The sequence below is a fragment of the Xanthobacter sp. NM-25 genome, assembly GCF_022138605.1.
Classification (GTDB): Bacteria; Pseudomonadota; Alphaproteobacteria; order Rhizobiales; family Xanthobacteraceae; genus Xanthobacter.
The window spans coordinates 121,604-148,334 of sequence record NZ_JACBFS010000003.1; the positions used below are offsets into that span (position 1 = coordinate 121,604).

Below are 26,731 nucleotides of genomic sequence, written 5' to 3' on the forward strand. Positions count from 1 at the left end.
CGCCGGGCCGGCCGGATCCGCGCGATTGCGGGTCCGGCGCCACCGTCAGTCGCTTTCCGCGCCGGCGTTGGTTCGCGCGGCACCCCTCACACAGCTCAGGAGAGCCGCGCCCGTGGCTGCCAGCCGCCCCGCGCAGGCCGTCTCGAACCGCCCGTCAGGACGGAACGCCCATGTCTGATCTTGTGCCGTTTTCTGATCTACTGCAGTTCCTGGTGTCCGGGGTCACGGTGGGCGCGGTCTACGCCCTCGTCGCCCTTGGCTTCACCATCATCTACAACGCTTCTGACGTGGTGAACTTCGCTCAGGGCGAGTTCGTCATGCTCGGCGGCATGATCTCGGTGGCCGCGGTGAGCGCCGGGCTGCCCCTGCCGCTCGCCGCCCTCATCGCCATCGTCATCACGGCCGCCATCGGCGTGGCGCTCAATACCCTGGCCATCGAGCCGGCCCGGGGCGCGCCGGTGGTGTCGCTCATCATCATCACCATTGGCGCCTCCATCTTCATCCGTGGCGTCACGCAGATCGTCTTCGGCAAGGGCACCCATCGCCTGCCACCTTTCTCGGGAGATGCGCCGCTGCACCTGTTTGGCGCGGCCATCCTGCCGCAAAGCCTGTGGGTGGTGGCCGGCGCGGTGGCGATCTTCGTCGGCCTGTGGCTGTTCTTTACCCGCACCCTCACCGGCCGCGCCGTGCTCGCCACCTCCAACAACCGGTTGGCGGCGCAACTGGTGGGCATCAACACCGGCTTTGTGATGACCTTGTCGTTCGCTTTGTCGGCGGGCATCGGCGCCCTGGCGGGTGTGCTCATCACGCCGATCACTCCAACCAGCTTCGAGGTGGGGATCACCCTGGCCCTGAAGGGCTTCGCCGCAGCCATGCTGGGGGGCATGGGCAATCCCAAGGGGGCGCTGGCGGGCGGTCTGCTGCTCGGCCTCTTGGAGGCGCTCACCGCCGGCTATCTCAGCTCCCATTACAAGGATGCGGTGGCCTTCTTCGTCATTCTCGTCGTGCTGTTCGCTTTTCCGCGCGGGCTCTACGGCAGCAATCCCACGGAGCGGGTCTGACCCATGCGCCTCTCCTCCAAGCAAGCCACGCTGCTGGTGCTGGCGGTCCTCATCCTCGTCAGCCCGGCTTTCTTCCCCTCCAATTACTATTATCGGGTCGGCGCGATGGTGTTCGTGAACGCCATCGCGGTGGTGGGCATCGCCATCCTCACCGGTTATGCGGGGCAGATCAGCCTCGGTCACGCCGGCTTCGTGGGCATCGGCGGCTATGCCTGCGCGCTCATGCCCCTCCATTTCGGCGTGCCGCCGCTGCTGGCGGTGGTGCTGGGGGCCACCCTGTCCGGCGTCATCGCCTGGCTGGTGGGCCGGCCGATCCTGCGGCTGAAGGGCTATTATCTGGCGGTGGCGAGCCTCGGCTTCGGCGTGCTGGTGGCTATGGTGCTGGCCAACGAAGGGCAGGTCACCGGCGGGCCGGATGGCATCAAGGTGCCCGATCCCGGTGCGCGCGCCTGGCTCACGGGGCTGGGGCTGGAACTCTCCAACGCGCAATTCTGGTACGTCTTCACCGGGCTGTTCCTGCTAGCGGGCGCCTGGCTGGCCCTGAACCTCAACGACAGTGCCACCGGGCGGGCGCTGCGGGCACTGCACGGCTCCGAGGTGGCAGCCCGCACGGTAGGGGTGGACGTGGCGCGGGCCAAGCTGATGGCCTTCGTCATCTCGGCGGTCTACGCCTCGGTCGCCGGTTCGCTGCTCGCCCTGCAGAACCGGCTGATCACGCCCGATGTGGCCGGCTACATGCATTCCATCGAGCTGGTGACCATGGCCGTGCTGGGCGGGGCGGGCTCGGTGCTGGGCGCCATTCTCGGCGCCGCGCTGCTGACGCTGCTGCCGCAGGTGCTGACGGTGTTGCAGGATTACGAACACGTGGTGCTCGGGCTGGTGATGATGGCGGTGATGATCTTCCTGCCGGCCGGGCTGCTGCCGAGCGCGCAGCGCTTCATGCGGGGGAGGGGCGAATGAGCCTGTTGTCTGTCCAGGGGCTCGGCATCTCCTTCGGCGGGCTGAGCGCGGTGCGCGATGTCTCGTTTGCGGTGAACGCGGGAGAGATCGTGTCGGTCATCGGCCCCAATGGCGCCGGCAAGACCACCCTCTTCAACATGATCTCCGGCGTCTACCTGCCCAAGGCCGGGCAGGTGAGGCTGGATGGCGAGACGGTGACGGGCCTGCGCCCGGACCTCCTGGCCCGTCGCGGATTGTCGCGCACGTTCCAGAACCTGCAGATCTTCCAGCAGATGAGCGTGCTCGACAATGTGGTGGTGGGTTTCCATCTGCACGAGCGTGGGCCGGTGCTGTCCGACCTGCTCGGCCTGCCCGGCGCGCGGCGGCGTTCGCGGGCCTCGACGCAGGGGGCGCGTGAGCTGCTGGAGCGGGTCGGCCTGGCCCGGGCCGCGGAGCGCGAAGCGGGCGCGCTCTCCTATGGCGCGTTGAAGCGGCTGGAGATTGCCCGGGCCTTGGCGGTGCGTCCACGTGTGCTGCTGCTGGATGAGCCGGCGGCCGGATGCAACGCGGTGGAGACGGAGGAAATCGACCGGCTCATCGCCGAGGTCGCGGACAGCGGCGTCGCCATCCTGTTGGTGGAACACGACATGAAGCTGGTCATGCGCCTGTCCCACACCATTGTGGTGCTCGACCACGGCGAGAAGATCGCCGAGGGCGATCCCGCCACGGTCAGCCGGGATCCGCAGGTGATCGAGGCCTATCTGGGCGCCAGCGCGGAGGTGATCGATGCTCACGGTTGAGGGGTTGCGGTCGCGCTATGGCCGTATCGAAGTACTGCACGGGGTCGATCTCTTCGTGGGATCGGGGGAGATCGTCACGGTGGTCGGGGCTAATGGCGCCGGCAAGACGACGCTGCTGCGGTGCCTGTCCGGGGTGCAGCCGGTGAGCGGCGGCGCCATCACCTTCCGCGGCGAGGCGCTGGCCAGTGTCCCGGCCTATCGCCGGGTCCAGCGGGGGCTCGCCCAATCACCGGAAGGACGGCAGATCTTCACCAATCTCAGCGTCGAGGAGAACCTGCGGCTCGGTGCCTTCGTGTTCCGCGACGACCGGGTGGAGCGGGACATGGCCGATGCCTTCGCCATGTTCCCGGTGCTGAAGGAGAAGCGCAACCAGTTGGCTGGCGGGCTCTCCGGCGGTCAGCAGCAGATGCTGGCCATCGCTCGCGCCCTCATGGGCCGGCCGGCCTGCCTGCTGCTGGATGAACCTTCCATGGGGCTGGCGCCGATCCTGGTGGCGCAGATCTTCGATGTGGTGAAGAGTCTGAAGGCGCTGGAGGTGACGGTTCTGCTGGTGGAGCAGAACGCTTTCGGGGCCCTGTCGGTGGCGGACCGCGGCTATGTGATGGAAACCGGCCGCGTCACCATGGTCGGCGCCGCGGCGGACCTCATCGCCGATCCCCGGGTGCGGGAGGCCTATCTCGGAATCTGAGGCCCGCCCGGCGGCGCGGTCGGGTGGGCTTGATCGGCCTGGCGGTGCTGGCCATAACGCCGGCCATGGATGTGTCCCAGGTGGGGGGCGCTAAGGGGGCGTCGTCATGGCCGTGCGGCCGATCATCATGTTTCCGGATCCGCGGCTGCGGATGGCGGCGGAGCCGGTCCGCGTGTTCGATGCGGCGCTGCGGCAACTGGCGGACGATCTTCTGGAGACGCTGCGCGCGGCACCCGGTGTCGGCATCACCGCGCCCCATGTGGGAGTGCCACTGCGCCTCGTGGTTCTCGATCTGTCCGCCGAAGACGGGCCGCAGACCTACGTCAACCCGCAGATCACCTGGGCATCGGCGGACATGCTGCGCGGCACCGAGGGCAGCGTGTCCATGCCCGGCGCCCGCGAGGAGATCGAACGGGCCGCGCGGGTGCGGCTGCGGTTCCAGGATCTCGAGGGGCACGCGCACGAGGAGGCGTCGGAGGGCTTTCGCGCCGTCTGCCATCAACACGAGATCGACCAGCTCGACGGCGTGTTCTGGATTCAGCGGCTGTCGCGGCTGAAGCGGGAGCGCCTCGTTCGCAAATACGAAAAGGCGCGCCCGGCGCGGTGAGTGGGCCGGCTCAGCGGAAGGTGACGGCCACCAGATCCGCCACCCGGTTGAACGCCGCTTCCGCACCTGCCGCCGCGCGGGCTTCGGCCGCGTCATCCAACACCGTTGCGTCGAGGGCGGCGGTGAAGGTCTTCCAATGCAGGCCCCGGCCCTCGGGCGCGGCGGCGAGATGACGGGCACCGAGGGTCTCGGACAGGCCGAGCCCGGCCGCCGCCTTCAGCAGGAACGCCGCGCCGAGGTTCGAGCCTTCCGCCACATAGAGCCAGCCGAGGGCGGTGGGGATGTCCACCGCTTCGCCCACGCCGAAACGGGGGGCGGAGGTGGCCGCCGGCAGCGGCAGGCCGAGATCGGCGAGGTCCTGGGAGATGAGGTCGAAGCGCCGCCGGCCGGGCAGGTCCGGCAGCAGCCGGTCCAGCTCCGGGTTGCTGTAGAGGGCGTCGATCTCGCGGTGGAAGCCCCATTGCACGCTCAGGAACAGCCCATAGCGCTCACGGCTCTCGAACGGCCGGCCGGCCATGATGGCCTTGTCGAGACGCTCATGGGCGGCGTGGGTGAGGGCCTTCAGGGCCTGGGCACGGCTGGGGCGTTCAAGCACGGCGGTCATCGGCGGGCCTCGCAATTGGCAGGGGCGCCGCGGCGGGTGGGGCACGGGGTGCGTCCACGGCCGGCGCCGCCGGGCCGTCCAAGGCCGCGCGGGCTCGCCGCCTCTCCGTCGCGATCACCGGAAAAAGGGGTGTCGAACCTGGCGGAAAGTCCGCCCGATGCGCTCTGTCATGCCAGCTTCGCACCTTTCGCAGAAGCGAAAAAGCACGCCGCCGCAAAGGATAGAGTTGTTTTAGTTCCAAAGAAAAAGCGGGCGGGGCTCAGTGCCGTTCCATCCGGCGGCTGAGGATGGCCCCGGTCATCAGGCCGCCGATGACGGTGATGTGCTCCATGGCCACGTGGAAATGGGCGAGCCGCTCCTCGCCGGCCATGGTCCAGAAGGCGTGGGCGATCGGGATGCACAAGGCGGTGAACACCGCCAGCATGCCGAACCCCAGCCACGCCCAGCGGTTGAAGATGATGAGGGCGCAGCCGATGAGCAGCGTGGCGATGACGGCGGGCGCCCAGGCGGCTGCCGGTTCGAGCCCGAAACGCGAGAGGGTGGCGAGGGTCTCGCCATAATCCGCCAGCATGCCGAGGCCTGCGCTCCAGAACAGGAAGGTCAGCACCAGCCGGGCGAACAGGGCGAACAGCGGGTTGTCGAGAAGGGCTGAGAGCGGGTAGGGCGTCACGATGCGACCTCGGGCAGGTGATGGGACGCCGCGCCGGTGCTGTGGGGCGCGGCGTCTGTTTTTCTGCTGCGGCGCCGATGAACGGGCGCTGAACCGGCAGCGCCTCTGCGGATCAGAAGCCGACCGTGTCGCCGCCCTTCAGGTGCAGCAGGGCGCGGGCTTCGTCAGGGGTGGCGATCTCGTAGCCCAGCTCCTCCACCAGGGTGCGGATCTTGCGCACCTGCTGGGCGTTGCTCTCGGCGAGCTTGCCGCGGCCGATGAACAGGCTGTCCTCCAGCCCCACGCGCACGTTGCCGCCCAGCATGGCGCCCTGGGTGGCGAACGGCATCTGGTGGCGCCCGGCGGCCAGCACGGACCACTGATAATCGGAGCCGAACAGCTTGTCGGCGGTGCGCTTCATGAACATGAGGTTTTCCGGATCCGCGCCGATGCCACCCAGAATGCCGAAGATGAACTGCAGGAACACCGGCGGCTTGAACCAGCCCTGATCGAGGCAATGGGCAAGATTGTAGAGGTGGCTCACATCGTAGCATTCATGCTCGAACTTGGTGCCGTGGCCCTCGCCCAGAAGCCGGTAGATCCGCTCGATATCGGAGAAGGTATTGCGGAAGATGAAGTCCTTGGTGCCCTCCAGATAGGGCTTTTCCCACGCGTGCTTCCACTGGTCGTAGCGCTTCGCCAAAGGATAAAGGGCGAAGTTCATGGAGCCCATGTTCAGCGAGCACATCTCGGGCGCGATCTTGAGGGGCGCCGCCAGGCGCTCCTCCACGCTCATGTTGAGCCCGCCGCCGGTGGTGATGTTCAAGACCGCGTCGGTGGCCTGCTTGATGCGCGGCAAAAACTGCATGAACACCGCGGGGTCGGGCGTCGGCCGGCCGTCCTTGGGGTCGCGGGCATGCAGGTGGAGGATGGCAGCGCCCGCCTCGGCGGCGGCGATGGCTTCGGCGGCGATCTCGTCGGGAGTTACCGGCAGGTGGTCCGACATGGTGGGAGTGTGGATGCCGCCGGTGACGGCGCAGGTGATGATGACCTTGGACATGAAGGCTCCTCGCGTGGCGTTCCCCCGCTCCCCGGCATCGCCGCCCTTCACCGGGACGGTCGGCTGCTGCGAAGCTCCAGATAATATCTGTATCAAGCGCTTGTTCGTTTGTCCAAGCGATGCGGAGGCACAAAAAAGCCCCCGCGGGCGGTGCCTGCGGGGGCCGCGTCGAGCGGGCGCGAGGAGGCGTCAGTAGACGCTTTCGTAGATGCCCTCGATGTCGGCGCGGGTCATGTCCCGCGGGTTGCAGGCGATCAGCCGGCGAATGCCCACGTCCACTTCCTCGGCCATGGAGGGGATGGCATCGTGGGGCACGCCGAGGTCGCGCATGCGGATCTCCAGGCCCATGGAGGGCACCAGCGCCTCGATATCGGCCACCAGCGCCTCGGCCGCCTCCAGATCGGAGCCGAAGCTGCGGCCCGGCAGGGTCTGGCGGGCGAGCTCGGCATAGAGGGGGGCGGCCACCGGCAGGTTGAAGCGCATGATCTGCGCCATCACGATGGCGTTGGAGTGGCCATGGGGCACGTGATAGCGGGCGCCCAGCGGATAGGCCATGGCATGGATGGCCGCCACCGAGGCGTTGACGAACGCCATGCCGGCCAGCAGTGAGCCCTGCAGCATGGCGGCGCGCGCCTCCACATTCTTGCCGTCGGTGACGGCGGTGCGGATGTTGGCGGACAGGAGCTGCAGCGCCTTCACCGCCAGCGCATCGGCCAGGAGGTTCTTGGAGGTGCGGCTGGTGAAGGCCTCGATGGCGTGCACCATGGCGTCGAGGCCGGTGGCGGCGGTGATGCGCGGCGGCAGGCCCAGGGTGAGGTTGGGGTCCAGCAGCGCCACGTCGGGCAGCAGCTGCGGGGCGTAGATGGCCTTCTTGCGCCCTTCCGCATCGGTCACCACCGACACCCAGGTGACTTCCGAGCCGGTGCCGGCGGTGGTGGGTACCTGGATCAGCGGGGCGCGGGTGCCGGTGGCAAGGTTGGTGCCGTACATTTCGGCGATGGGCTGATCGGAGTTGATCATCAGCGCCACCAGCTTGGCGGTGTCGAGGGACGAGCCGCCGCCGATGCCGATCACACCATCGGCCGCGAACGCCTTGGCGCGGGCCACCGCATCCAGCACCACGGCCACCGGCGGATCTGCGGCGACGTCGGAGAACACGTCCACGGCGATGCCGGCTTCGGCGAGGGAGGCCTTGGCGATGTCGGCAAAGCCCAGGGTGACGATACCGGGATCGCACACGATGAGCACCCGGGTGGAGCCGAGGGGCTTCATCAGGCCGCCGAGGCGGGTGAGGCCGCCGGCTTCACACACAATGGTGCGCACGCTTCTGAACGTATAGTCCATGGCACTCTTCCAATGTTTGTCGTTATGTCGTGCGTGTGCGGGGCGCAAAATCAGCGAATGCCGCCCATGCACATGTATTTGATCTCGACGAAGTCATCGATGCCGTACTTCGAGCCCTCGCGGCCGACTCCGGATTCCTTGATGCCGCCGAACGGGGCCACCTCGGTGGAGATGATGCCTTCGTTGATGCCGAGGATGCCGTATTCCAAGGCCTCCGCCACCCGCCAGATGCGGCCGATGTCGCGGGCGTAGAAATAGCCGGCGAGGCCGTATTGGGTGGCGTTGGCCATGCGGATGGCCTCGTCCTCGGTCTCGAACTTGAACAGGGGCGCCACCGGGCCGAAGATCTCCTCGGAGAACAGCTCCATCTCCTCGCCCACGTCGGTGAGCACGGTGGGCTCGTAGAAATTGCCGCCCAGCGCGTGGGGCTCGCCGCCCACCAGCACCTTGGCGCCCTTGGCCACCGCGTCCTTCACCAGCCGGTCCACCTTGGAAAAGCCCTTGGCGTTGATGAGCGGGCCGGTGGTGACGCCGGCCTCGAAGCCGGACCCCACCTTCATGGCCCGCACCGCCTCCGCCAGCTTGGCGGCGAAGGCGTCATAGACGCCGGCCTGCACCATCAGCCGGTTGGCGCACACGCAGGTCTGCCCGGCGTTGCGATACTTGGACATCATGGCGCCGGCCACCGCCGCGTCGAGGTCGGCATCATCGAACACGATGAAGGGGGCGTTGCCGCCCAGCTCCAGGCTCACTTTCTTCACGGTGCCGGCGCACTGGGCCATCAGCAGCTTGCCGATGGGGGTGGAGCCGGTGAAGGAGAGCTTGCGCACGGTGGGGTTGGCGGTCATCTCGCCGCCCACCGCCGCCGCCTGCAGGGTGGTGACCACATTGAACACGCCGGCGGGAATGCCGGCCCGCTCCGCCAGCTCCGCCAGCGCCAGCGCCGACAGGGGGGTGTCCTCGCCCGGCTTCACCACGGCGGTGCAGCCGGCGGCCAGCGCCGGGGCCACCTTGCGGGTGATCATGGCGTTGGGGAAGTTCCAGGGGGTGATGGCCGCCACCACGCCGATGGGCTGCTTGATGACGACGATGCGCTTGTCGGCGCCATGGCTCGGGATCACATCGCCATAGATGCGCTTGCCCTCTTCGGCAAACCACTCGATGAACGAGGCCCCATAGGCCACCTCGCCGCGGGCTTCCGCCAGCGGCTTGCCCTGCTCGGCGGTCATGATCCGCGCTAGGTCCTCCTGGGCGGCCATGATCAGCTCGTACCACTTGCGCAGGATGTTGGCGCGCTCCTTGGCGGTCTTGGCGCGCCAGGCGGGCAGTGCCCGGTCGGCGGCGGCAATGGCGCGACGGGTCTCTTCCGCGCCCATGTCGGGCACGCTGGCCAGCGCCGTGCCATCGGCCGGATCGGTCACGGTGAAGCTGGCGCCGCTGTCGGCGGAGGTCCAGGCGCCGTTGATATAGGCCTTGTCCCGCAGCAGAGCGGCATCGGTCAAAGTGGGAAGCGACATGGGGTCAAGCCTTTTGGGTCAAACCTTTTGGGTCAAGCCTCGAAACGGAGCTGAGCGGCGCCGCTCACAGCACCGACTGATAGATCGCGAAGGCGTCGTCGAGGGTGACGACCCGCGGGTTGTTCATGAGCAGCCGCTCCACCTTCATAGCGTCCACGGCGAGGCGCTGAAGGTCGGCTTCCGTCACCCCCACCTGCGTGAGGCGCTGGGCGAAGGGCATGCGGGCCACCATCTCCTGCATGAAGCCGATGAAGGCATCGGCCCCGGCCTCCACGCTGGCGAAGCGACGGCCCGGCAGCACCACCTCGGCCAGCTCCGCATAAAGCGCGGCCGCCTCGGGCTTGTTGAAGTGCAGCACCGGGGTCAGCACCAAGGCGTTGCTGAGGCCGTGCGGCACATGGAAATGGCCGCCGAGCGGATAGGCGAGGGCGTGCACGGCGGCGACCGGGGCATTGGCGAAGGACATGCCAGCCATCATGGAGCCCTGCAGCATGGCCGCGCGGGCCTCCACATCGGTCCCGTCGGCGATCACCCGATCCATGTTGGCGGTGAGCAGCCGCAGGGCCTTGAGGGCGAGGGCGTCGGAAACGGCGTTTTTCTTGTGCTTGCTGGTGTAGGCCTCGATGGCGTGCACCATGGCGTCGATGCCGGTGGCGGCGGTCACCGCCGGCGGCAGGCCCACGGTGAGGCTCGCATCCAGCACCGCGATGTCGGGATAGAGCAGGGGGCTCACCACCCCCTTCTTCTCATGGGTTGGCGTGGTGACGATGGAAATGGGCGTCACTTCCGATCCGGTGCCGGCGGTGGTGGGCACCTGGATCAGCGGCAGGCGCGGCCCATGGGCGAGGCCGATGCCGTAGATCTCCGGTAGGTTCTGCGGCGCGCCGAGCAGCAGGGCCACCAGCTTGGCCGTATCCATGGAACTGCCGCCGCCGATGCCGATGATGGCATCGGCGCCGGCCGCGCGGGCGGCTTCCACGGTGGCGAGCACCACGGTTTCCGGCGGGTCGGCCTGGACGTCGGTGAACACCTCCACCTTCTGGCCGGCGGCGGCGAAGGCCTCCAGCACCGGGGTGAGGACGCCGAATGTCATCAGGCCCGCGTCGGTGACGATCATGGGCCGGGCGGCGCCGAGCTCGGCACACAGCGCCGGCAGGCGGGTGGCGCCGCCGATCTGCTGGATGACATAGGGCGTGGTTTCAAACGTGAAGTTCTGGGTCATGGTCAGCACCGTGGGCAAGCACCGTGGGCAAGCGCGTGAAGGGGCGGTGGGGGCGGTCCTTAGTGGGCCGTGACCACGCCCCGCTCGATATGGAACACCTGATCCACCAGGTCGGAGGAATGGGTGGCGTCGGATTCCGACAGCAGCACGCACAGGCCCTGGCTGCGCAGCTGGGCGATCACTTCCGTGAGCCGGCGCGACAGCACCGGGGCGACGCCCTCGAACGGCTCATCGAGCAGCAGCAGCCGCCGGCCCGGCATGAGGGCGCGGCCGAGCGCCACCAGCTTCTGCTGGCCGCCGGAGAGCTGCAGGGCCTTGCGATCGCGATACTGGGCAATCTCCGGCATCAGGGAATAGATCCACTCCAGCCGTTCGGGCGCATCCTTCAATTTGTTGGCCCAGGCCGGCATGAGGATGTTCTCCTCCACCGTCAGGGTCGGGATGAGCCGGCGATCCTCGGGCAGATAGCTGATGCCGAGGGCGGCCCGGCAGTGGGCTTCCTTGTCGCTGATGGATGTGCCGTCGAAGGCGATGGAGCCGGAGATGGCGGTGAGCCCCATGATGGAGCGGATGAGGGTGGTCTTGCCGGCGCCATTGCGGCCGATCAGGCCCACCATGCTGCCGGAGGGCACCTCCATGGAAACCCCGCGCAGAATGGGAATGCCGGCGATGGAGACGTCGAGATTGGCGATGGACAAGGTCATGCGACCGAACTCCCCTCCCGCGCGCCCGCGTTGGCCGCGGGCTTGTGATCTGAATGGCCCGTGACCAGCTCACGCACCCGCTCATCGGCGAGCACCGCATCCGGCGGGCCGTCGGCGATGATCTCGCCGCTGTAGAACGCCAGAATACGCGACACGTAGCGGCGCACCACATCCATGTCGTGTTCCACGAACAGCACGGTGAGGCCATGGTGGCGTACCGCCGCCATCACCGTGTCCATCAGGTCGCCCTTCTCGTCGACGCTGACGCCGGAGGTGGGCTCGTCGAGCAGCAGCATCTTCGGGTTGCCGATCATCGCCATGGCGATGTCGATCAGCTTGCGCGAGCCCTGGGGCACGGCGGTGACCCGGGCGTCGCGATAGGCCGCCACCTTGAACTCGGCCAGGATCTCCTCGGCCTTGGCCACCCGCGCCTTGGTGCGCAGCGGCTTCAGGAACGAGGGATGGGGGCTTTCCGCCGCCGCCAGGGCAATGACGAGATTGTCCAGAACGGTGAGCTCCGGGAACAGCTGCGCCACCTGGAACGAGCGGGCGAGGCCGGCGCGGGTGATGGCCCGCGGCGCAAGGCCCAGGATGGCCTTGCCATCCATCAGGATCTCGCCCGAGGTGGGCGGCAGATAGCCCGTCACCATGTTGATGAAGGTGGTCTTGCCCGCCCCGTTGGCGCCGATAACGCCGACGATCTCGCCCTTGTTGATCCTGACGTTGAGGTCCTTGGCGGCGGTGACGGCGCCGAACGTCTTGTTCAGCCCGCGGGTTTCGAGGATCGGTGTCATGCGCCGGCGCCTCCGGTGCTGGTCTTCTGGGGGGCGGCGGGGACGACGGGCGCCTCCGGCCGATGGCGGGTGAACAGGCTCCACAGGCCCTTGGGCAGGAACACCACGATGCCGAGCAGGGTGAAGCCCAGGATCATCTGCCAGGCGTGGGGCACGAACTCGATGGCATAGGTGCGCACCAGCGAGAACACGATGGCGGCGAGGAACGGCGCCAGCACGCTGCCGGTGCCGCCCAGCAGGGCGATGAAGATGAACTCGCCCGAGGTGGTCCAATAGGCCATGTCGGGGTCCACATGGCCGGCGGCAAGCGCCGTGAGGCCGCCGCCGAGGGCGGAGACGCCCGCCGCGGCCACGTAGTTCGCATACTGGATCCAGCGCGGCGACAGGCCGAGATATTCCACCCGGACCTCGTTCTCGCGGATGGCCTCGCAGGTCATGCCCACCGAGGAGCGGTAGTAGCGGTGGAGCAGGAAGGCCACCACCGCCGCCGCCACGACGGTGAGCAGGAACACCACGTGGGTGGCGGTCTCGCCGCCGGCGATGGTCTGGCCCAGCAGGGTCCAGTTGTTGACGTTGAAGCCGTCGGTGGAGCCCAGCTCCTGGCTCTTCACCAGCACCCCGTAGAGGATCATGGAGAAGGCCAGGGACAGCATGGCGAAGAAGATTTCGCGATAGCGCGTCAGCAGCAGGCCCAGCACCATGGCGAGCCCGACCGCCGCCACCACGCCGATGGCCAGCAGCACCAGCCCAGCGGAAATGCCGAGGAACGGGCCGCCCATGCCGACCGCATAGCCGCCGACGCAATAGAACAGGCCCTGCCCGAAGGAGACGAGGCCGGCCTTCATCTGCATCACCACGCCCTGCACCACCAGCGCCTTGGCGAGGGCGATGGTGACCAGGAAGATGAGCCAGCCGGGGGCGACCATGCCGCCCAGGAGCAGGAGGACCGCGAGGCCGACCAGCGCGAGTTCAGTCTTGTCGAGGCGCATCTCAGATCTTCCGTGCCAGAGTGCGGCCGAACAGGCCCTGGGGCCGGATGGCCAGCACCAGGGACATGACGCCGTAAATGACGAACAGCTCGAACTGCGGCGCGAAATGCACCGCCATGGCGCGCGACAGGCCCAAGAGCAGGGCGCCGACGGCGGCCCCCTCGATGGAGCCGAGGCCGCCCACCACCACCACGGCGAAGGCGAGCACGATGACTTCCACGCCGATGCCCGGCACCACCGAGATGGAGGGCGCGGTGAGCGCGCCGGCCAGGGTGCCGAGGGTGGTGCCGATGATGAAGGTGAGGAAGAACATGCGGCGCACGTTCACGCCCATGGCGCTCGCCACCTCGCGGTCATGGATCACCGCGCGCAGGATCTTGCCGAGGTTGGTGCGCTCCAGCCAGCCCCACAGGGCGAGGCCCACCACCACCGCCACGCCGATCAGGGCGAGGTCGTAATTGGAGACCTTGAGCCCGGCGATGGTGGAGCGGCCCAGCGCCGTATAGGGCTGGTAGGCGAAATAGGGATTGACGCCCCAGATCAGCTTCATGGCGTCTTCGAGGATGAGCAGCAGCGCGTAGGTGATGATCACCATCAGGATTTCGTCGCGCCCGTACATGAAGCGGAGCAGGCCGCGCTCCACCAGCGTGCCCACCACCAGGCCGGCGGCGATGGCGCAGCCGATGAGCAGCAGGAAGCTCATGCCGGCTGAGCCGGTGCCGTCCGAGAAATACCAGCCGATGGCGGAAGCGGCCGCATAGGCGCCGATGGCGTAGAAGCTGCCATGGGCCATGTTGAGGATCCGCATGACGCCGTAGATCACGGTCAGGCCCGCGGCGACCAGGAACAGCCAGGAGGCATAGATGGTGCCGTCGATCAGCACGGCGATGAAGCTCAGCATGGGAGCGGTTCCGTCATTGGGGCGAACGGGGGGCCGGAGGGGCCGGCAGCTTGATGCCGGTCCCTCCGGAAGGCCGGTCGGTTGAGGATCAGTTGCAGACGGCGCCGGGGAAGCCGGCCTTGATCCAGGCGTCGGAGGTGGTGCCGTCCGGCGGGGTCACGCACTCGCCCGAGAAGGTGATGATGTTCTCGATGGAGGCCTTGCCGGTCTTCGGATCATACTTGTAGGTGCCGTAGGAGATGGGCTGCACCGCCTGGTGGCCATCGGCGCGCGCCATCTTGGCGGTGCCGGAGACGGACTCGAAGGTGGCGCCCTTGAAGGCGGCGGCGGTGGCCTCGGCGGTGGGCACGGAGCCGTTGTTGCCGCCGGCCTTCTCCGCCGCGGCCTTCAGGCCGAGGATGGCATGGGCCATCTTGGTGGCCGGATAGGTGGGAGCCATGCCGTAGGCATCGGTATAGGCCTTCACGAACCAGGTGTTCAGCTCATTGTCGGGCGCGAAGGCGCCGAACGGGCCGCGGGCGCCGATGATGGTGCCGTTGGGGGCCTGGTCCTTGAAGCGGTCGAGGGCGGATTCGCCGCAGGTGAGCAGGGCCACCGCGTCATCCAAGAGGCCGCGGGCGTTGGCCTGCAGCACGAAGGCTTCCATGTCGCCGCCCCAGAAGGAGGAGTGCACCACCTGCGGGCGCTTCACGGAAAGGGCCGAGATCTCGGCGCCGTACTGGCCCTGGAACACCTTTGGCATCTGGCTTTCCACCACCTTCGCCTTGGGCATCAGCTTGGCGAGGCTTTCGGTGAAGTCGGTCCAGGAATCCTGGCCCCAGGCATAATTCTGCTGGATGCCGGCGATCTTGGTGACGTCCGGCTTGGTGGCGGCGAGGTAGCGGACCGCGCCGATGTTGTCGACGGCGGCGTCGAGGCCGGTGCGGAAGGTGTAGGTGGGCTTGGTGTTGTCGGTGAACAGGCGCGAGGTGCCGCAATCATAGAACACGGTGAGCGCCTTCAGCTCCTCCGCCACCGGGGCGATGGCGAGGCAGTCGCCGGAGGAGATGTAGCCGACCACGGCATCCACCTTCTGGCGCTGCACCAGGTTGCGGAACTCTTCCACCTGCTTGGTGGCGCCGCCGGCCTCGTCGATCACCACCGCCTCGATCTCGGCGCCGTTGATGCCCTTGGTGTTGTAGGGGGCGGGCAGGGCGCCCTTGTTGAGGCCGTCCACGATCACCTTGGCGGCGTTGGCGGAGGGAATACCGAACGGACCGGCGGCCGGGCCCGACAGGAAGGTGACGATGCCGACGCGATACTTGCCGTTGTCGGCGGCGTTCGCGGCGGTCGCCATGGCGCCCAATGCGAGAGCGGCGACGCCAGCGGCGAGTTGGCGCTTGATGGTGTTGGTTTTCACTTGAGGTTCTCCCTTGTCAACTTGGTTGTCACTGAACCGGCACGGCATCGGCCGGATGGCGGGCGGCGGCGCGGCGCTTGCGCACCAGCTCGGGCGGCGGGCGCAGGTCCTCGGCGCTGTAGGCGTGGATGTTGCCGAGCATCACCTTGGCGGGTGGGAACTGGTCGTTGGGCACGGGGGTGCCCACCGCCTGGGCCTGCAGGATCTGGTGGGTGACCGGATCGATGGTGGAGGCGAAGCCCTCCGGGTCCTCCGGCAGGGCGAGGGACATGTTCTCCAGCGCCGTGATGAGGGCTTTGTCGTCGGTGGCGTTGCCCACCTTGTCGACCGCCTTGGCGATGGCGACGATGCCGCTATAGGCGCCTTCCGCCGCATAGGTGGGGTAGCGGCCGGTCATGGCGTGGAAGGCCTCCACGAAGCGCCGGTTGGCCGGGGTCTCAGGCCAATTGTTGTGGTGGCGGGCGGAAAGGATGAGGCCGGGCGGCGGGTTGGCGCCCAATTGCACCAGAACGTCGTAATTGGCCCCGGTGTCGAAATTGGCGATCCGCATCTGCGAGAACAGATCCACCGCCTGGGCCTGCTTGAGGAAGGCCAGGAAATCACCGCCCCACAGCGCGGTCACCACGATGTCGGGCTTGGCGTCCTTCAGGGCCTGGATATAAGCGGAATAGTCCGGCTCATAGAGCTTGGGCCACAGCTCGGCCACCACCTCATAATCGAGCCCGAGGCCATCCATGGCGGCCAGCAGGTCGTCGCGGGAGACGTGGCCGTAATCGTAGTCGGGATTGAGGATGGCGATACGCCGCCAGGGCTGCTTGGCGCGGATGTCGCGCAGGTAGCGTGCGCCGGCGGCGTTGGAGGTCCAGCTGTCGTTGCTGACCCGGAAATAATGGGGATGGCCGGCCTCGATGCTCAGGCGCGAGGAGGCGTGATCCGTGCCCACCAGGATCACCGAGCGGCGCTTGGCGAGGTCGCTCACCACATGGGCGACGCCCGAGGAGACCATGCCGCACAGGAAGTTGGCGTGGTCCTTGTCGATGAAGTCCTCGGCCAGCCGCAGCCCGTAGGACGCCTTGGAGAGATCGTCGTCGAGCACCACCCGCAGCCGCGGCCCGGGATGGCCGGTGATGCGCCCTTCGGCGATGTCCTGCAGCGCGAGGCGGATGCCCTGGACGCTGTCGGCGCCATAGATGGCGGCGCGCCCGGCCATGGGATAGAGGCAGCCGACCACGGCATCCGCTTCGTCGGCGGTGGCGCCGAGCACGATGCGTTCAGCCTTCGCCGCGAACGTGGTGGCGAGCAGGAGCGCGGCGGCGACGGCCGCACGCTTCCATATGCCAAGCCCTTTGCAGGTGTTCACGGCCAATCCTCCCAGACGAGCGCTCGCTCGCATTTTATTTTGGGAGGGAAACCGCAAGAGCCGTGCCAGCAGGAACCGATCTAGCAGGTCATTGATGAATCAAGCGTTTCGGTGAATGGCGATGTATACCGGGTGAGCGGTATCCGCTCAGATGAGCGGTCCGGGTGAGCGCAAGGCGCTCAACCTGGCCGCTCACAGGCCGAGGCGCTGCAGCCGGCGCTTGAGGGCGTGGCGGGAGATGCCGAGGGTTTCCGCCGCGCGCCCCTTGTGGCCGCTGGCCCGGCTCAGGGCCTCCAGCAGCAGGGTGCGTTCGGTCTCGTCGAGATGGTCGCCAATGCTGGCCTTCACCGCCGCCGCGCTGGTGGCCGGGGCCGGGGTGCCGCCCCGCAGTTCCTGGGGCAGCCGGTCGGGGGCCACCGCCTCGCCGGGATAGAGGATGGTGAGGCGTTCGATGAGGTTTTTCAGTTCCCGCACGTTGCCGGGCCAGGGGTGGGCTTCCAGCAGGGCCGCCGCATCGGGGGTGAGACGGATGCGGGCGCACCCCTCCTGCTTGGCATAGTGGCCGGCGAAATGATCGGCGAGGATCAGCACGTCGCCGGCGCGCTCGCGCAGCGCCGGCACGGCCACGTTGATGACGTTGAGGCGGTAATAGAGATCCTCGCGGAAGCGGCCTTCGGCCACCAGCGCGGCCAGGTCGCGGTTGGTGGCCGCCACCACCCGCACATCACCCACGTGGATGCCGGCGGCGCCGACCGGGCGATAGGTGCCGTCTTCCAGGAAATGCAGCAGCTTGGCTTGCAATTGCAGCGGCACCTCGCCGATCTCGTCGAGGAACAGGGTGCCGCCTTCGGCCAGGGCGACGAGGCCCACCCGCTTCTGATGGGCGCCGGTGTAGGCCCCCTTCTCGGCGCCGAACAGCTCCGCCTCGATCAACTGCTCGGGCAGCGCCGCGCAATTGACTTCCACGAACGGCTGCTCGGCCCGGCGGGAGCCGGCATGGATGGCGCGCGCCACCAGCGCCTTGCCGGTTCCGGATTCGCCATGCACCAGAATGCGGGAGGTGCCGCTGCCGGCGACCCGCTCCACCGCCTCGCGCAGCGCCGCCATGGCGCGGCTGGCGCCGATGAGGCTGGAGGTGGAGAGCTCCCGGCTGCGGTGATACTCGATCTCGTCATGCATGCGCTGCCGGTCGAGGGCCTGGCGGATGCAGTGCAGCAGCTCATCGAGCTCGAACGGCTTGGTCAGATAGTCCACCGCCCCGGCCTTCACCGCCTGCACCGCGGCGCGGGTGTCGCCATGGGCCGAGATCATGATGATGGGCAGCTCGGGCATCATCGCCTGCAGCCGCGCCAGGGTTTCCATGCCATCCACCTCGGGCATGCGCAGATCCACCAGGGCAAGGTCGATGTCCTGGGCCTTCAGGGCCTCAAGGGCGGCGGCGCAGCCATTGACGCCGGTGGGCTTGAAGCCCTCCTTCTTCAGTGCATAGACCAGCGAGCGCACGAACGGCGCTTCGTCGTCCACCACCAGGATCGATGCCGGGGTCATGGGTGTGGCGCTCCTGCCGAGGGTCCCTCGTGGCTGGGGTCCGAGGCCGGAAAGCTCAGGCTGATCAGAGTCCCCACCCCGCGGGTGCTGTCGATGTGCATGCTGCCGTCGTTGGCTTCCACCATCTGCTGGCTGATGGTGAGGCCGAGGCCCGAGCCGGTGGCCTTGGTGGTGAAGAAGGGATCGCGCACATGGGCGAGGTCCTCGGGCGCGATGCCGTGTCCATCGTCGCTGATCTCGATCACCGTGCGGGCCCCCTCGCGCCGCGAGCGGAAGGTGACGGTGCCGCCCGGGCCGCACGCCTGCAGGGCATTGAGGCCCAGATTGACCAGGATCTGCTGCATATGGTCCTCGTCGGCCAGCAGGCTGGCGCTGGAATCCCCGGTGGAGGCGAGGTGCACGTTGCGTTCCGAGGCCACCGGCTTCAGCAGCGCGGCGGTGCGGCGCAGCAGCTCGCGCACCGCCAGGTTCCGCCGCGCCGCGGGGTGCGGCCGGCCGTAGGTGAGCAGGTCGTTCACCACCCGGTTCAGCCGGTCCACCTCGGTTTCAAGATCCAGCAGCAGCTCGCGCCGGTCATCATCGGGCTCGTCGCGGCTGAGGGTCTGCACCGTGGTCTTCATGGTGGCGAGCGGATTGCGGACCTCATGGGCGACGCCGGTGGCGAACTCGCCCAGAACCGCCATCTTCTCGGTGCGCACGGTGCGGTCGATAATGTCTTTCAGGCGCTCCGCCATGGTGTTGAAGGCGGAGGACAAGGCGTTGATCTCATCGGCCTGGCGGGTCAGCGGCAGGCGGTAAGTGAGGTTGCCGCTGGCCACCGCGTGAGCGCCTTCCACCAGCATGTCCACCCGCCGGCGCATGCGCAGGCCCAGGTGCACGAACAGCGCGACCACCACCATCATGATCAGCGCGCCGCCGGCATAGAGCCAGCCGCGCGCCGAGCGCAGCGAGGACACCACCTCCGGTGAGCGGGTGTCGCGCATCAGGCGCCATCCCGGCAGCACGTCCGGCCCCGGCGCCAGCGCGGTGGCATCGGCGATGGGCCGGCCGGTGGGGTCGAGGATGACCCCGGCGGGGGTGGCGAGCAGCATGCGGGGAATGCCGCCGGCATTGGATTTCTCCAGCTGCTCGGTCATGGAGGCAAGGCGCACGTGCAGGGCGACGCTGCCGGCCGGGCCGGGGCCGCTGTCGCGCATGGGGCGGCGCAGCAGCATCCAGCCGGCGCGCCCCGGCTGGGGCAAGGCGGGGCCGATGATGTCCACCCCGTCCTTCTGCACCACCGGCAGCCCTTCGGTGCTCCATCCGGCCGTGGTCCAATAGGGCGGGCCCGATGCCGCCTGGCCGGCGATGGCATATTTGAGATGTCCGGCCGCATCGAAGAACAGCAGGCCATACAGGTCGGGAACATCGGCCTCGAGCCGCAGCAGGGCGGCGATGTCGGCGGTGCCGGGCGCTTCCGGATCGGCCAGGAAGGCGCTGAGGCCAGGATAATTGGAGATCTTGGCGAGCTGGTATTGCATGGTCTCCAGAAAGGCCACCATGCGGTTGGCGGTGGCCGCTTCCTGGGCCGACTGGCGCTCGCCCACCAGGGTGGTTTCCAGCTCCTTGGTGAAGCGATCATAGAGCGCGCCGACGCTGACCAGGGCGATGGCGAGAATGGAAACGGTGACCACCACATAGCGCCCGACCACGCTGGTGAGGCCGAAGCTGCGGTCGCGCAGCCGGGCGCTCAGGCGGCGGGCACCGCCGGCGGGGGGGACTGCGGGCATTGGGATCGGGTCGGGTTTGTCGGCTGGCACGGTGGCGCGCACCTAACCACAGCTTCCGCGAAAACGAAAATAAGCACCCGCAATGGAGGTGGTGTCGTAAAATGCGCGCAATGGTGTTTTGTCGGGTGCCCGCTGTTCACGGCGCGGTTCGCGCGGCCTTTGCGCGCCCGGTCTTTGCCCGCACGGTCTTGGTGCCGCGCCGCCCGGCCTTTGCCGCTGCGGCCGGCGCGGGCTGTTCCGTGGTGGCGGCCATTGCGGGGCCGGCCGGGGCCTGGGTGGAGGCGCTCATGGACCAGAGCGTTTCGAACAGCACGGTCTGCAGCCGGGCGAAATCCTCGCTCTCGATGACGAGGCCGTAGTTCTCCCGCTTGGAGGAGATGATGGCGACCTTGTCGTCATACACATATTGGGTCACGCCCAGCACCATGGTGTCGGGGGCGTAGCGCAGGTCGCGCAGGTCCTGCGGGGTGCAGGGCCAGATGCGCTCGGTGTCCTTGCTGCGCGAGCGCACCACCCGCAGCGTGATGCCCCGCTTCACACGCTCGGCGATGTAGGTGTCCATCTCCGCGAGGCCGGGGGTCTCGATCAGTTCGCCCATGGAGAGGATGCCGCGCAGCACCTTGCTCTGGCAGGTCAGGGTGTCCCACAGCACCGTGTGGACGCCCTCCTCGCCCTCATAGAAGCGGATCTGCGGCTTACCCTTGGCGCGATTGTAGAGGGAGCGCAGCTGCGGCATCAGATCGCCGATCACCTGGCGGCGATGGTCGAGCCGTTGCAGCATGCCCACAGGGTCCTCGGCGATCACATAGCGCCGGCCCTGGCGTTCCTCGACGCGGATCAGTTCTTCCTGCTCCAGGCGCTCCAGCACGTCATAGGCGGTGGTGCGGGCCAGGCCGGCGCGGGCCGCCACCTCCTGCACCGGCGCTTCGCCCAGCTCCACCGCTGCGAGGTAGAGCTTCAGGAGCTTGCCGGTGATGCCGATCTTCGCGAGCTTTTCTTCCATGCTCATGATGTGCCGGTTGAAGGGAAGGAACCGGCCGATGTATCGGCCGCGAGGTGCGCTGACGCAAGTACCGGCGACGCAAGTACCGGCGACACAAGTACCGGCGACACAAGTACCGCTGCCCCGCGCAAAGGAGGTCCGCGCGGGGCAGCAGCCGGTCCGCCCCGGTCAGGGCTTGAGGCGGACGGCGTCCTGCGGCGCTTCGTTCACCGTCAGGGTGAACACGTCGGGGCGGGCATAATGGCCGGCCACGTCGAAATCGAACTTGCCGCGGGCGAGGTCGTCGAGGTCGAGGGTGGCGGTGATGAGCCCTTCCTCATCGAACAGGGGCCCGGCCAGCACCTGGCCCAGCGGATCGATGATGGCCGAGCCGCCGTGCATCAGCAGGGTGTCCGGATCATCCGACACCGTGCAGCGATAATCCTCCGGGAAGTCGGCCCGGCGCACCACCTGGCAGGAGGTGAGCACGAAGCAGCGGCCTTCCATGGCGATATGGCGCATGGTGGGCAGCCAGGTCTCGCGATCATCGGCGGTGGGGGCGCAATAGAGGGAGACGCCCTTGGCATACATGGTCATGCGCAGCATGGGCATGTAGTTCTCCCAGCAGATCACCGCGCCGATCTTGCCGATGGGCGTGTCGATGACCGGCAAAGTGGAGCCGTCGCCGAAGCCCCAGGCGAGCCGCTCGCCGGCGGTGGGCATCAGCTTTCTGTGCTTGCCCAGCAGGGCGCCGTCCGGGCCGAAATAGAGCGCGGTGCAATATTGGGTGCCGAGCTCGCGCTCCATAACCCCGATCACCACATAGGTGCCGGCCGCCGCCGCCGCGGCGCCCAGGCGCTCGGTTTCCGGGCCGGGCACGGAGATGGCGGCGTCGAGATAGCGGCGGAACTCGTCGCGCCCGCGGGCGGTGCGCACGCCGATGGAAATGTCGAAATCCGAGCCCTTGGGATAGCCGGAGAGGAACGCCTCCGGAAACACCACGATCTGGCAGCCCGCCGCGCCCGCCTTGGCGATCCAGGCTTCGGCCTTGGCAAGGCTCGCTTCCACGTCATAGGGCACCGCACCCACCTGGGCGACGCCGGCTGTGATCTTCATCGATTTTCTCCTTGGAAACGCTTCGGGCGGCTTTCGCGCTACACGCCGAGATAGGCGCGGCGCACCGCCGGATCGGCCTTGAGGCTCTGCGCGCTGCCGGACAGCACCACGTGGCCGGCCTCCAGCACGTAGCCGCGATGGGCGACATCGAGGGCCAGCACCGCATTCTGCTCCACCAGCAGCACCGCCACGCCCTGGCGGTTGATCTCGCCGATGGCCGCATGCAGCTCGTCCACCACGATGGGTGCGAGGCCGTGGCTCGGCTCGTCGAGCAGCAAGAGCTTGGGATTGCCCATGAGCGCGCGGCCGATGGACACCATCTGCTGCTCGCCGCCGGACATGGAGCCGGCCATCTGGGTGCGCCGCTCGCCGAGGCGCGGGAACAGGGTCAGCACCCGGTCGATGCGGGCCTGCAGGTCGCTGGCGCGGCGGTCGCCGTAGGCACCCATCATCAGGTTGTCCATGGTGGACATGCGGGGGAACACGTGCCGGCCTTCCGGCACATGGCCGATGCCCAGGGCCGGGATGGTGTGGGCCGGCCGGCCGAGCAGGGGCGCCCCCTCGAACAGGATGGTGCCGCGCGCCTTGGCGACGAGGCCGGAGATGGTGCGCAGAAGCGTCGTTTTGCCGGCGGTGTTGGCGCCCAGCACCGCCACCGTTTCGCCCGCCTTCACCTCCAGCTCCACATGCTCCAGCACGTTGGGGCCGCCATAGGAGACGCTGAGATCACGCACCTCAAGCATGGCTGCCCTCCTGACCGGCGGCGCCGTGGCCCAGATAGGCCTCGATGACGGTGGGGTGGGAGGCGACCTCCGCCGGGGTGCCGGCGGCGATGAGGCGGCCGAAATTCACGGCGATGAGCCGGTCGCACAGGGCCATGATGGCCCGCATGTGATGCTCCACCACCAGGAAGGTCAGCCCCTCGCCTTTCAGCGCGCGGATCACGTCCATCACCTCGTCCATCTCGCTGGGGGTCAGCGCCGCCATCACCTCGTCCAGCAGCACCACGCGGGGCTCGGTGGCGAGCGCCCGGGCCATTTCCACCATGGCCTTCTGGGGGAAGGTGAGGTCGGCCACGTCCGCATCGGCGATGGGGCTGAGGTCGAGCTGCGCCAGCACCGCCGCCGCCTTGGCCCGGGCACCCTTCAAATCATGCCGCAGCAGGGCGGCGGTGGTGACGTTCTCCAGCACGCTCATGTCGGGGAACAAAGCGGCGTTCTGGAAGGTCTTGGTCATGCCCTTCGTGGCGATACGGTGGGGCTTGAGGCCGGACACCGTCTCGCCATCCAGGCGCACCGCGCCACCGGAGAGTTTTTGCAAGCCCACCAGCGCGTTGAACAGGGTGGTCTTGCCGGCGCCGTTGGGGCCGATGAGGCCGGCGATCTCGCCCTGATGCAGGCTGAAGGACACGCCATCCACCGCCTTCAGGCCGCCGAAGGTGACGCAGATGTCGGCGGCTTCCAGTACCACTTTGGAGTTGGTGGGGGTCATCCGCGCGCTCCCTCGGTGGCCGGTTGCGCCTTGGGCTGCGTTTTTCCTTTGGTCTTGGGGAAGAAAGCCATGATGCCGCGCGGCTGGATCAGGATGGCGGCGATGAGGATGAGGCCGAACACCAGCTGCGACAGGCCCGCCGCCCGCGACGACAGATAGGCGTTGGCCACTTCCTCCAGCGGGATCAGGAACAGGGCGCCGATGATGGGGCCGCCCAGGGTGCCGAGGCCGCCGACGATGGCGATCATGGCCATGCGCACCGAGATGCCGGACAAGGAGAAGATGGAGTCCGGATCGAAGAAGAAGGTGAACTGGGCGAACACCGTGCCGCACATGGCGGTGAGCGCCGCCGAGATCACGCTCGCCACCAGCTTTACCCGGAAGGTATTGACGCCGGCCACTTCCGCCGCCGCCTCATTCTCCCGCACCGCCCGCAGGCGATAGCCCATGGCGCCGTGGGCGAGCACGTAGAACACCACGCACACGATCACCAGCAAGGCGAGGATGATCCAGTAATAAGACGACACCGCGCGGAAGGCGAAGCTGAGCGGCTGGGTGCCGAGGAAGGGCACGGTGAGCCCCACCGGGCCGCCGGACAGATCCGCCCAGCTGTTGGCGATCACCCGCAGCACCTCGGCGAAGGCGAGCGTGGCCAGTGCGAAATAATGGCCCTTCAGGCGGAAGGTGGGCACCGACAGCAGCGCCGCAGCCAAGCCGGCCACCACCGCCCCGGCCAGCATGCCGATCCACGGCGAGATGCCGAGCCGCAGGAACAGCAAGGTGGAGGTGTAGGCGCCGAGGCCGAAGAAGGCGGCGTGGCCCAGCGAGATCTGGTTGGCGAGGCCGCCGATGATGTTCCACGACTGGGCCATGGCGGCGAACAGCAGGGCCATGGCCGCCACCCGCAGCAGATGCCCGCGCGGATCCACGAACAGCGGCAGGAGCGCCGCGGCGATGAAGAAGAGGAGCAGCACCACGTGCCCCGGCTTGAGTGCGAAGCGCAACGTTCAGGCCCCCTTGATGAGGCCCTGCGGGCGCAGGGCGAGCACGGCGATGAAGATGACGAACAGGAACAAGTTCTGCAGCTGGATGGGGAAGAACAGCGCCGACAGCGACTGGACGATGCCCACCACCAGGCCGCCCACCAGGGCGCCGGTGACGCTGCCGAGCCCGCCCAGCACCACCACCGTGAACATCAGCACCACGAACTGGCCGCCCACCGTGGGGCTCACCGTGATGTAGGGCAGGATGACGGCGCCGCCGAAGGCGGTGAGGCCGACGCCGAGGCCGAAGGCGAAGCCATAGGTGCGCTTGGTGTCCACCCCCACCAGGGTCGAGGCCATGGGGTCCTGCGCCACGGCGCGGATGGCCCGCCCGCTCCAGCTGCGCTCCAGGAACAGCCACAAAGCGAGGGAGAGCACCACGGCGGCGATGAAGGCATAGAGATAGGGCGCGCTGATGAAGATGTCGCCGAGGCGATAGCCTTCCACCTGATAGGGCACGCTCACCGAGCGGAAATCAGAGCCGAAGGCGATGAGGGCGGCATTCTCGATGACGATCATGAGCCCCACGGTGAGAAACACCTGGGCGGCCGGCGGCGCTTTCAACACCCGCTGGATGAGCAGGCGCTGCACGCCGTAGCCCACGGCGAACACGATGATGAAGGAGAGCACCGAGCCCAGCAGCGGATCGAGCCCCAGCATGCGCCAGGCGAACCACGCCACATACATGCCCAGCATGAGGAATTCCGCGTGGGCGAAGTTGACCACTCCGAGCACGCCGAACACCAGCGACAGTCCGGTGGAGATCACACCATAGACGCCGCCGAGCAGGATGCCGTCGACGAGAGCCTGAATCATGCCTTGATCCGTTCCGTGATCCGGTCTTGGAGAAGGAACCCTTCCCGCACGGCGGGAAGGGTCGGGCGTTTCGATGGGGGGATCAGATCCGCCCGCTCACTCGACGGTCTTGCCGCGCCAGATGGGCTTCTGCTTGGCGGCCTTGGGCGGGTAGACGGTGACCGGCTCGTCGCCGCGCCACTGCACGAACACCGGGAACGACGATGCATTGAGCCCGTTGGCGTCGAACTTGATGCAGCCGCCCGGCACGCCCTGGGCGAAGCCCTTGCAATAGTCGAGGGAGGCGAGCTCGGCGCGCACCTTCTCGGGGTCGGCGGACTTCGCCTTCTCCATGGCCTGTACCACCGCGTCCAGGGCGGCGGCGTGGATCAGCGCCTCATGGGTGATGAAGGTGCCGTACTTCTTCTTGTATTCGGCGGCCACCTCGGGGATCAGGTCGCCGGAAGCGGCGGCCACCGAGAGCACGCCTTCGGCATAGTCGCCGAGGCCCTTCTTGAAATCGGGAATGATGTAGCCGGCGGCGCCGCCCACCACCGGAATGTCGATATTTTGCTGGCGCAGGGCGCGGATGATCTGCAGGCCGTCATTGAGGTAGGAGACCGGGAACGCCATCTGCGCGCCGGAGGCCTTCAGCTTGTTCACCAGCGGGGACACGTCGGTGATGCCGAGGGGATAGGCCTCGTCCATCACCACCTCGACGCCGGCCGCCTTGGCCGCGTCGCGCAGGCCCTTGGCCTGGGCGGTGCCATAGGCGGTGTCTTCATAAAGGATGGCGATCTTGTCGATCTTCTCGCCGGCGGCCTTAGCGATCTCGGTGGCGTAGTTGAACTGCGCCGCGCCGAACACCGTGCCCTTGGGGGAGACCTGGAACACGTATTTGTAGCCGCGCCCGGTGATCTGGTCGGCGAAGGCGAAGGTCACCAGCGGAATGCCGGCGCGCTCGGTCACTTCCGAGGCGGCGAGGGTGGTGGAGGAAACGAAGGCGCCGATCACCGCGCTCACGCCGTTCTGCGAAATCAGCCGCTGGGTGGCGGCGGCGGCGGTGTTGGGGGTCGGCACGTCGGCTGTCACCAGCTTGATCTTGGCGCCGCCCAGCGCCTTGATGCCGCCGGCGGCATTGATGGTGTCGGCGGCGAGCTCGATGCCGCGCAGGGAGCCGATGCCGAACTGGGCGTTCGGCCCGCTCAGGGGCTGGATGACGCCGATCACCACATCATCCGCCGCCCGCGCCGCCAGCGGCGCGCCGGCCGCGAGAAGGCCCGCTCCCAGAAGCGCCGCCACAGCGCCGCGCCGGCCGAGGGTTGCCACAGTCATCTTTCCGCCTTTCC

26 protein-coding genes are annotated in these 26,731 nt (G+C 68.1%); 5 read left to right on the forward strand and 21 right to left on the reverse strand.

Annotation, left to right across the window (positions count from 1 at the left end; translation table 11 throughout):
* Window positions 1-170: 170 nt before the first annotated feature.
* From MEU52_RS09390 to MEU52_RS09410, 5 genes are all read left to right on the forward strand, one after another.
* The gene (locus tag MEU52_RS09390; protein ID WP_238121020.1) at window positions 171-1,061 is read left to right on the forward strand and encodes a branched-chain amino acid ABC transporter permease; all 891 of its coding nucleotides are present in this window, start codon (window positions 171-173) and stop codon (window positions 1,059-1,061) included.
* A 3-nt stretch (window positions 1,062-1,064) separates the two neighbouring features.
* Window positions 1,065-2,021, forward strand: a complete 957-nt coding sequence (locus MEU52_RS09395) for a branched-chain amino acid ABC transporter permease (protein WP_238121021.1) — start codon at window positions 1,065-1,067, stop codon at window positions 2,019-2,021.
* Window positions 2,018-2,800: an ABC transporter ATP-binding protein gene (locus tag MEU52_RS09400; RefSeq protein ID WP_238121022.1), complete on the forward strand. Its 783-nt coding sequence runs from the start codon at window positions 2,018-2,020 to the stop codon at window positions 2,798-2,800. Before MEU52_RS09395 ends, MEU52_RS09400 begins: the two co-directional genes overlap by 4 nt.
* The gene (locus MEU52_RS09405) at window positions 2,787-3,488 is read left to right on the forward strand and encodes an ABC transporter ATP-binding protein (RefSeq protein ID WP_238121023.1); all 702 of its coding nucleotides are present in this window, start codon (window positions 2,787-2,789) and stop codon (window positions 3,486-3,488) included. Before MEU52_RS09400 ends, MEU52_RS09405 begins: the two co-directional genes overlap by 14 nt.
* A 106-nt stretch (window positions 3,489-3,594) precedes the next feature.
* Entirely contained in the window at window positions 3,595-4,095 is a 501-nt protein-coding gene (locus MEU52_RS09410; RefSeq protein WP_238121024.1) for a peptide deformylase, read from the forward strand.
* A gap of 10 nt (window positions 4,096-4,105) precedes the next feature.
* Here the strand turns inward: MEU52_RS09410 and MEU52_RS09415 are convergent, their stop codons facing one another.
* The 21 genes from MEU52_RS09415 to MEU52_RS09515 all read right to left on the reverse strand — a co-directional run bounded on the left by MEU52_RS09415 (window position 4,106) and on the right by MEU52_RS09515 (window position 26,717).
* A complete protein-coding gene (locus MEU52_RS09415) occupies window positions 4,106-4,699 on the reverse strand; it encodes a biliverdin-producing heme oxygenase (protein ID WP_238121025.1) in 594 nt (197 codons plus the stop codon).
* Between the two features lie 259 nt (window positions 4,700-4,958).
* The gene (locus MEU52_RS09420; protein ID WP_238121026.1) at window positions 4,959-5,369 is read right to left on the reverse strand and encodes a DoxX family protein; all 411 of its coding nucleotides are present in this window, start codon (window positions 5,367-5,369) and stop codon (window positions 4,959-4,961) included.
* A gap of 112 nt (window positions 5,370-5,481) precedes the next feature.
* Window positions 5,482-6,408 (reverse strand): 3-keto-5-aminohexanoate cleavage protein, encoded by a 927-nt coding sequence (locus tag MEU52_RS09425; protein WP_238121027.1) that lies wholly within the window; start codon window positions 6,406-6,408, stop codon window positions 5,482-5,484.
* Window positions 6,409-6,597: 189 nt separating this feature from the next.
* On the reverse strand, window positions 6,598-7,752 hold the full coding sequence (locus MEU52_RS09430) for an iron-containing alcohol dehydrogenase (RefSeq protein WP_238121028.1): 1,155 nt from the start codon (window positions 7,750-7,752) through the stop codon (window positions 6,598-6,600).
* Between the two features lie 50 nt (window positions 7,753-7,802).
* Window positions 7,803-9,269, reverse strand: a complete 1,467-nt coding sequence (locus tag MEU52_RS09435) for an NAD-dependent succinate-semialdehyde dehydrogenase (RefSeq protein WP_238121029.1) — start codon at window positions 9,267-9,269, stop codon at window positions 7,803-7,805.
* 64 nt (window positions 9,270-9,333) lie between these two features.
* Window positions 9,334-10,491 carry an iron-containing alcohol dehydrogenase gene (locus tag MEU52_RS09440; protein ID WP_238121030.1) on the reverse strand — a complete coding sequence of 386 codons (1,158 nt, stop codon included), beginning with the start codon at window positions 10,489-10,491 and terminating at the stop codon, window positions 9,334-9,336.
* A 59-nt stretch (window positions 10,492-10,550) separates the two neighbouring features.
* Window positions 10,551-11,195 carry a branched-chain amino acid ABC transporter ATP-binding protein gene (locus tag MEU52_RS09445; protein ID WP_238121031.1) on the reverse strand — a complete coding sequence of 215 codons (645 nt, stop codon included), beginning with the start codon at window positions 11,193-11,195 and terminating at the stop codon, window positions 10,551-10,553.
* A complete protein-coding gene (locus MEU52_RS09450) occupies window positions 11,192-11,989 on the reverse strand; it encodes an ABC transporter ATP-binding protein (RefSeq protein WP_238121032.1) in 798 nt (265 codons plus the stop codon). The genes MEU52_RS09445 and MEU52_RS09450 overlap by 4 nt, the downstream gene beginning before the upstream one ends.
* Window positions 11,986-12,978: a branched-chain amino acid ABC transporter permease gene (locus MEU52_RS09455; protein WP_238121033.1), complete on the reverse strand. Its 993-nt coding sequence runs from the start codon at window positions 12,976-12,978 to the stop codon at window positions 11,986-11,988. Before MEU52_RS09455 ends, MEU52_RS09450 begins: the two co-directional genes overlap by 4 nt.
* A 1-nt stretch (window position 12,979) precedes the next feature.
* Window positions 12,980-13,879, reverse strand: a complete 900-nt coding sequence (locus MEU52_RS09460) for a branched-chain amino acid ABC transporter permease (protein WP_238121034.1) — start codon at window positions 13,877-13,879, stop codon at window positions 12,980-12,982.
* An 88-nt stretch (window positions 13,880-13,967) separates the two neighbouring features.
* On the reverse strand, window positions 13,968-15,278 hold the full coding sequence (locus MEU52_RS09465) for an ABC transporter substrate-binding protein (RefSeq protein WP_238121035.1): 1,311 nt from the start codon (window positions 15,276-15,278) through the stop codon (window positions 13,968-13,970).
* A gap of 28 nt (window positions 15,279-15,306) precedes the next feature.
* Window positions 15,307-16,638 carry an ABC transporter substrate-binding protein gene (locus tag MEU52_RS09470; protein WP_238121036.1) on the reverse strand — a complete coding sequence of 444 codons (1,332 nt, stop codon included), beginning with the start codon at window positions 16,636-16,638 and terminating at the stop codon, window positions 15,307-15,309.
* A gap of 192 nt (window positions 16,639-16,830) precedes the next feature.
* Complete coding sequence (locus MEU52_RS09475; protein ID WP_238121037.1) at window positions 16,831-18,186, reverse strand: sigma-54-dependent transcriptional regulator; 1,356 nt, start codon at window positions 18,184-18,186, stop codon at window positions 16,831-16,833.
* Window positions 18,183-19,955 (reverse strand): sensor histidine kinase, encoded by a 1,773-nt coding sequence (locus MEU52_RS09480; RefSeq protein WP_238121038.1) that lies wholly within the window; start codon window positions 19,953-19,955, stop codon window positions 18,183-18,185. The genes MEU52_RS09475 and MEU52_RS09480 overlap by 4 nt, the downstream gene beginning before the upstream one ends.
* A 136-nt stretch (window positions 19,956-20,091) precedes the next feature.
* Window positions 20,092-20,964 (reverse strand): TrmB family transcriptional regulator, encoded by an 873-nt coding sequence (locus MEU52_RS09485; protein ID WP_238121039.1) that lies wholly within the window; start codon window positions 20,962-20,964, stop codon window positions 20,092-20,094.
* Window positions 20,965-21,126: 162 nt separating this feature from the next.
* Window positions 21,127-22,053, reverse strand: a complete 927-nt coding sequence (locus MEU52_RS09490; protein WP_238121040.1) for a carbon-nitrogen hydrolase family protein — start codon at window positions 22,051-22,053, stop codon at window positions 21,127-21,129.
* A 38-nt stretch (window positions 22,054-22,091) separates the two neighbouring features.
* Entirely contained in the window at window positions 22,092-22,796 is a 705-nt protein-coding gene (locus MEU52_RS09495; protein ID WP_238121041.1) for an ABC transporter ATP-binding protein, read from the reverse strand.
* Window positions 22,789-23,544: an ABC transporter ATP-binding protein gene (locus MEU52_RS09500; protein ID WP_238121042.1), complete on the reverse strand. Its 756-nt coding sequence runs from the start codon at window positions 23,542-23,544 to the stop codon at window positions 22,789-22,791. Before MEU52_RS09500 ends, MEU52_RS09495 begins: the two co-directional genes overlap by 8 nt.
* Complete coding sequence (locus MEU52_RS09505; protein ID WP_238121043.1) at window positions 23,541-24,548, reverse strand: branched-chain amino acid ABC transporter permease; 1,008 nt, start codon at window positions 24,546-24,548, stop codon at window positions 23,541-23,543. The genes MEU52_RS09500 and MEU52_RS09505 overlap by 4 nt, the downstream gene beginning before the upstream one ends.
* Window positions 24,549-24,551: 3 nt before the next feature.
* Window positions 24,552-25,403 carry a branched-chain amino acid ABC transporter permease gene (locus MEU52_RS09510; RefSeq protein ID WP_238121044.1) on the reverse strand — a complete coding sequence of 284 codons (852 nt, stop codon included), beginning with the start codon at window positions 25,401-25,403 and terminating at the stop codon, window positions 24,552-24,554.
* A gap of 96 nt (window positions 25,404-25,499) precedes the next feature.
* Window positions 25,500-26,717 (reverse strand): ABC transporter substrate-binding protein, encoded by a 1,218-nt coding sequence (locus MEU52_RS09515; RefSeq protein ID WP_238121045.1) that lies wholly within the window; start codon window positions 26,715-26,717, stop codon window positions 25,500-25,502.
* Between the last annotated feature and the right edge of the window lie 14 nt (window positions 26,718-26,731).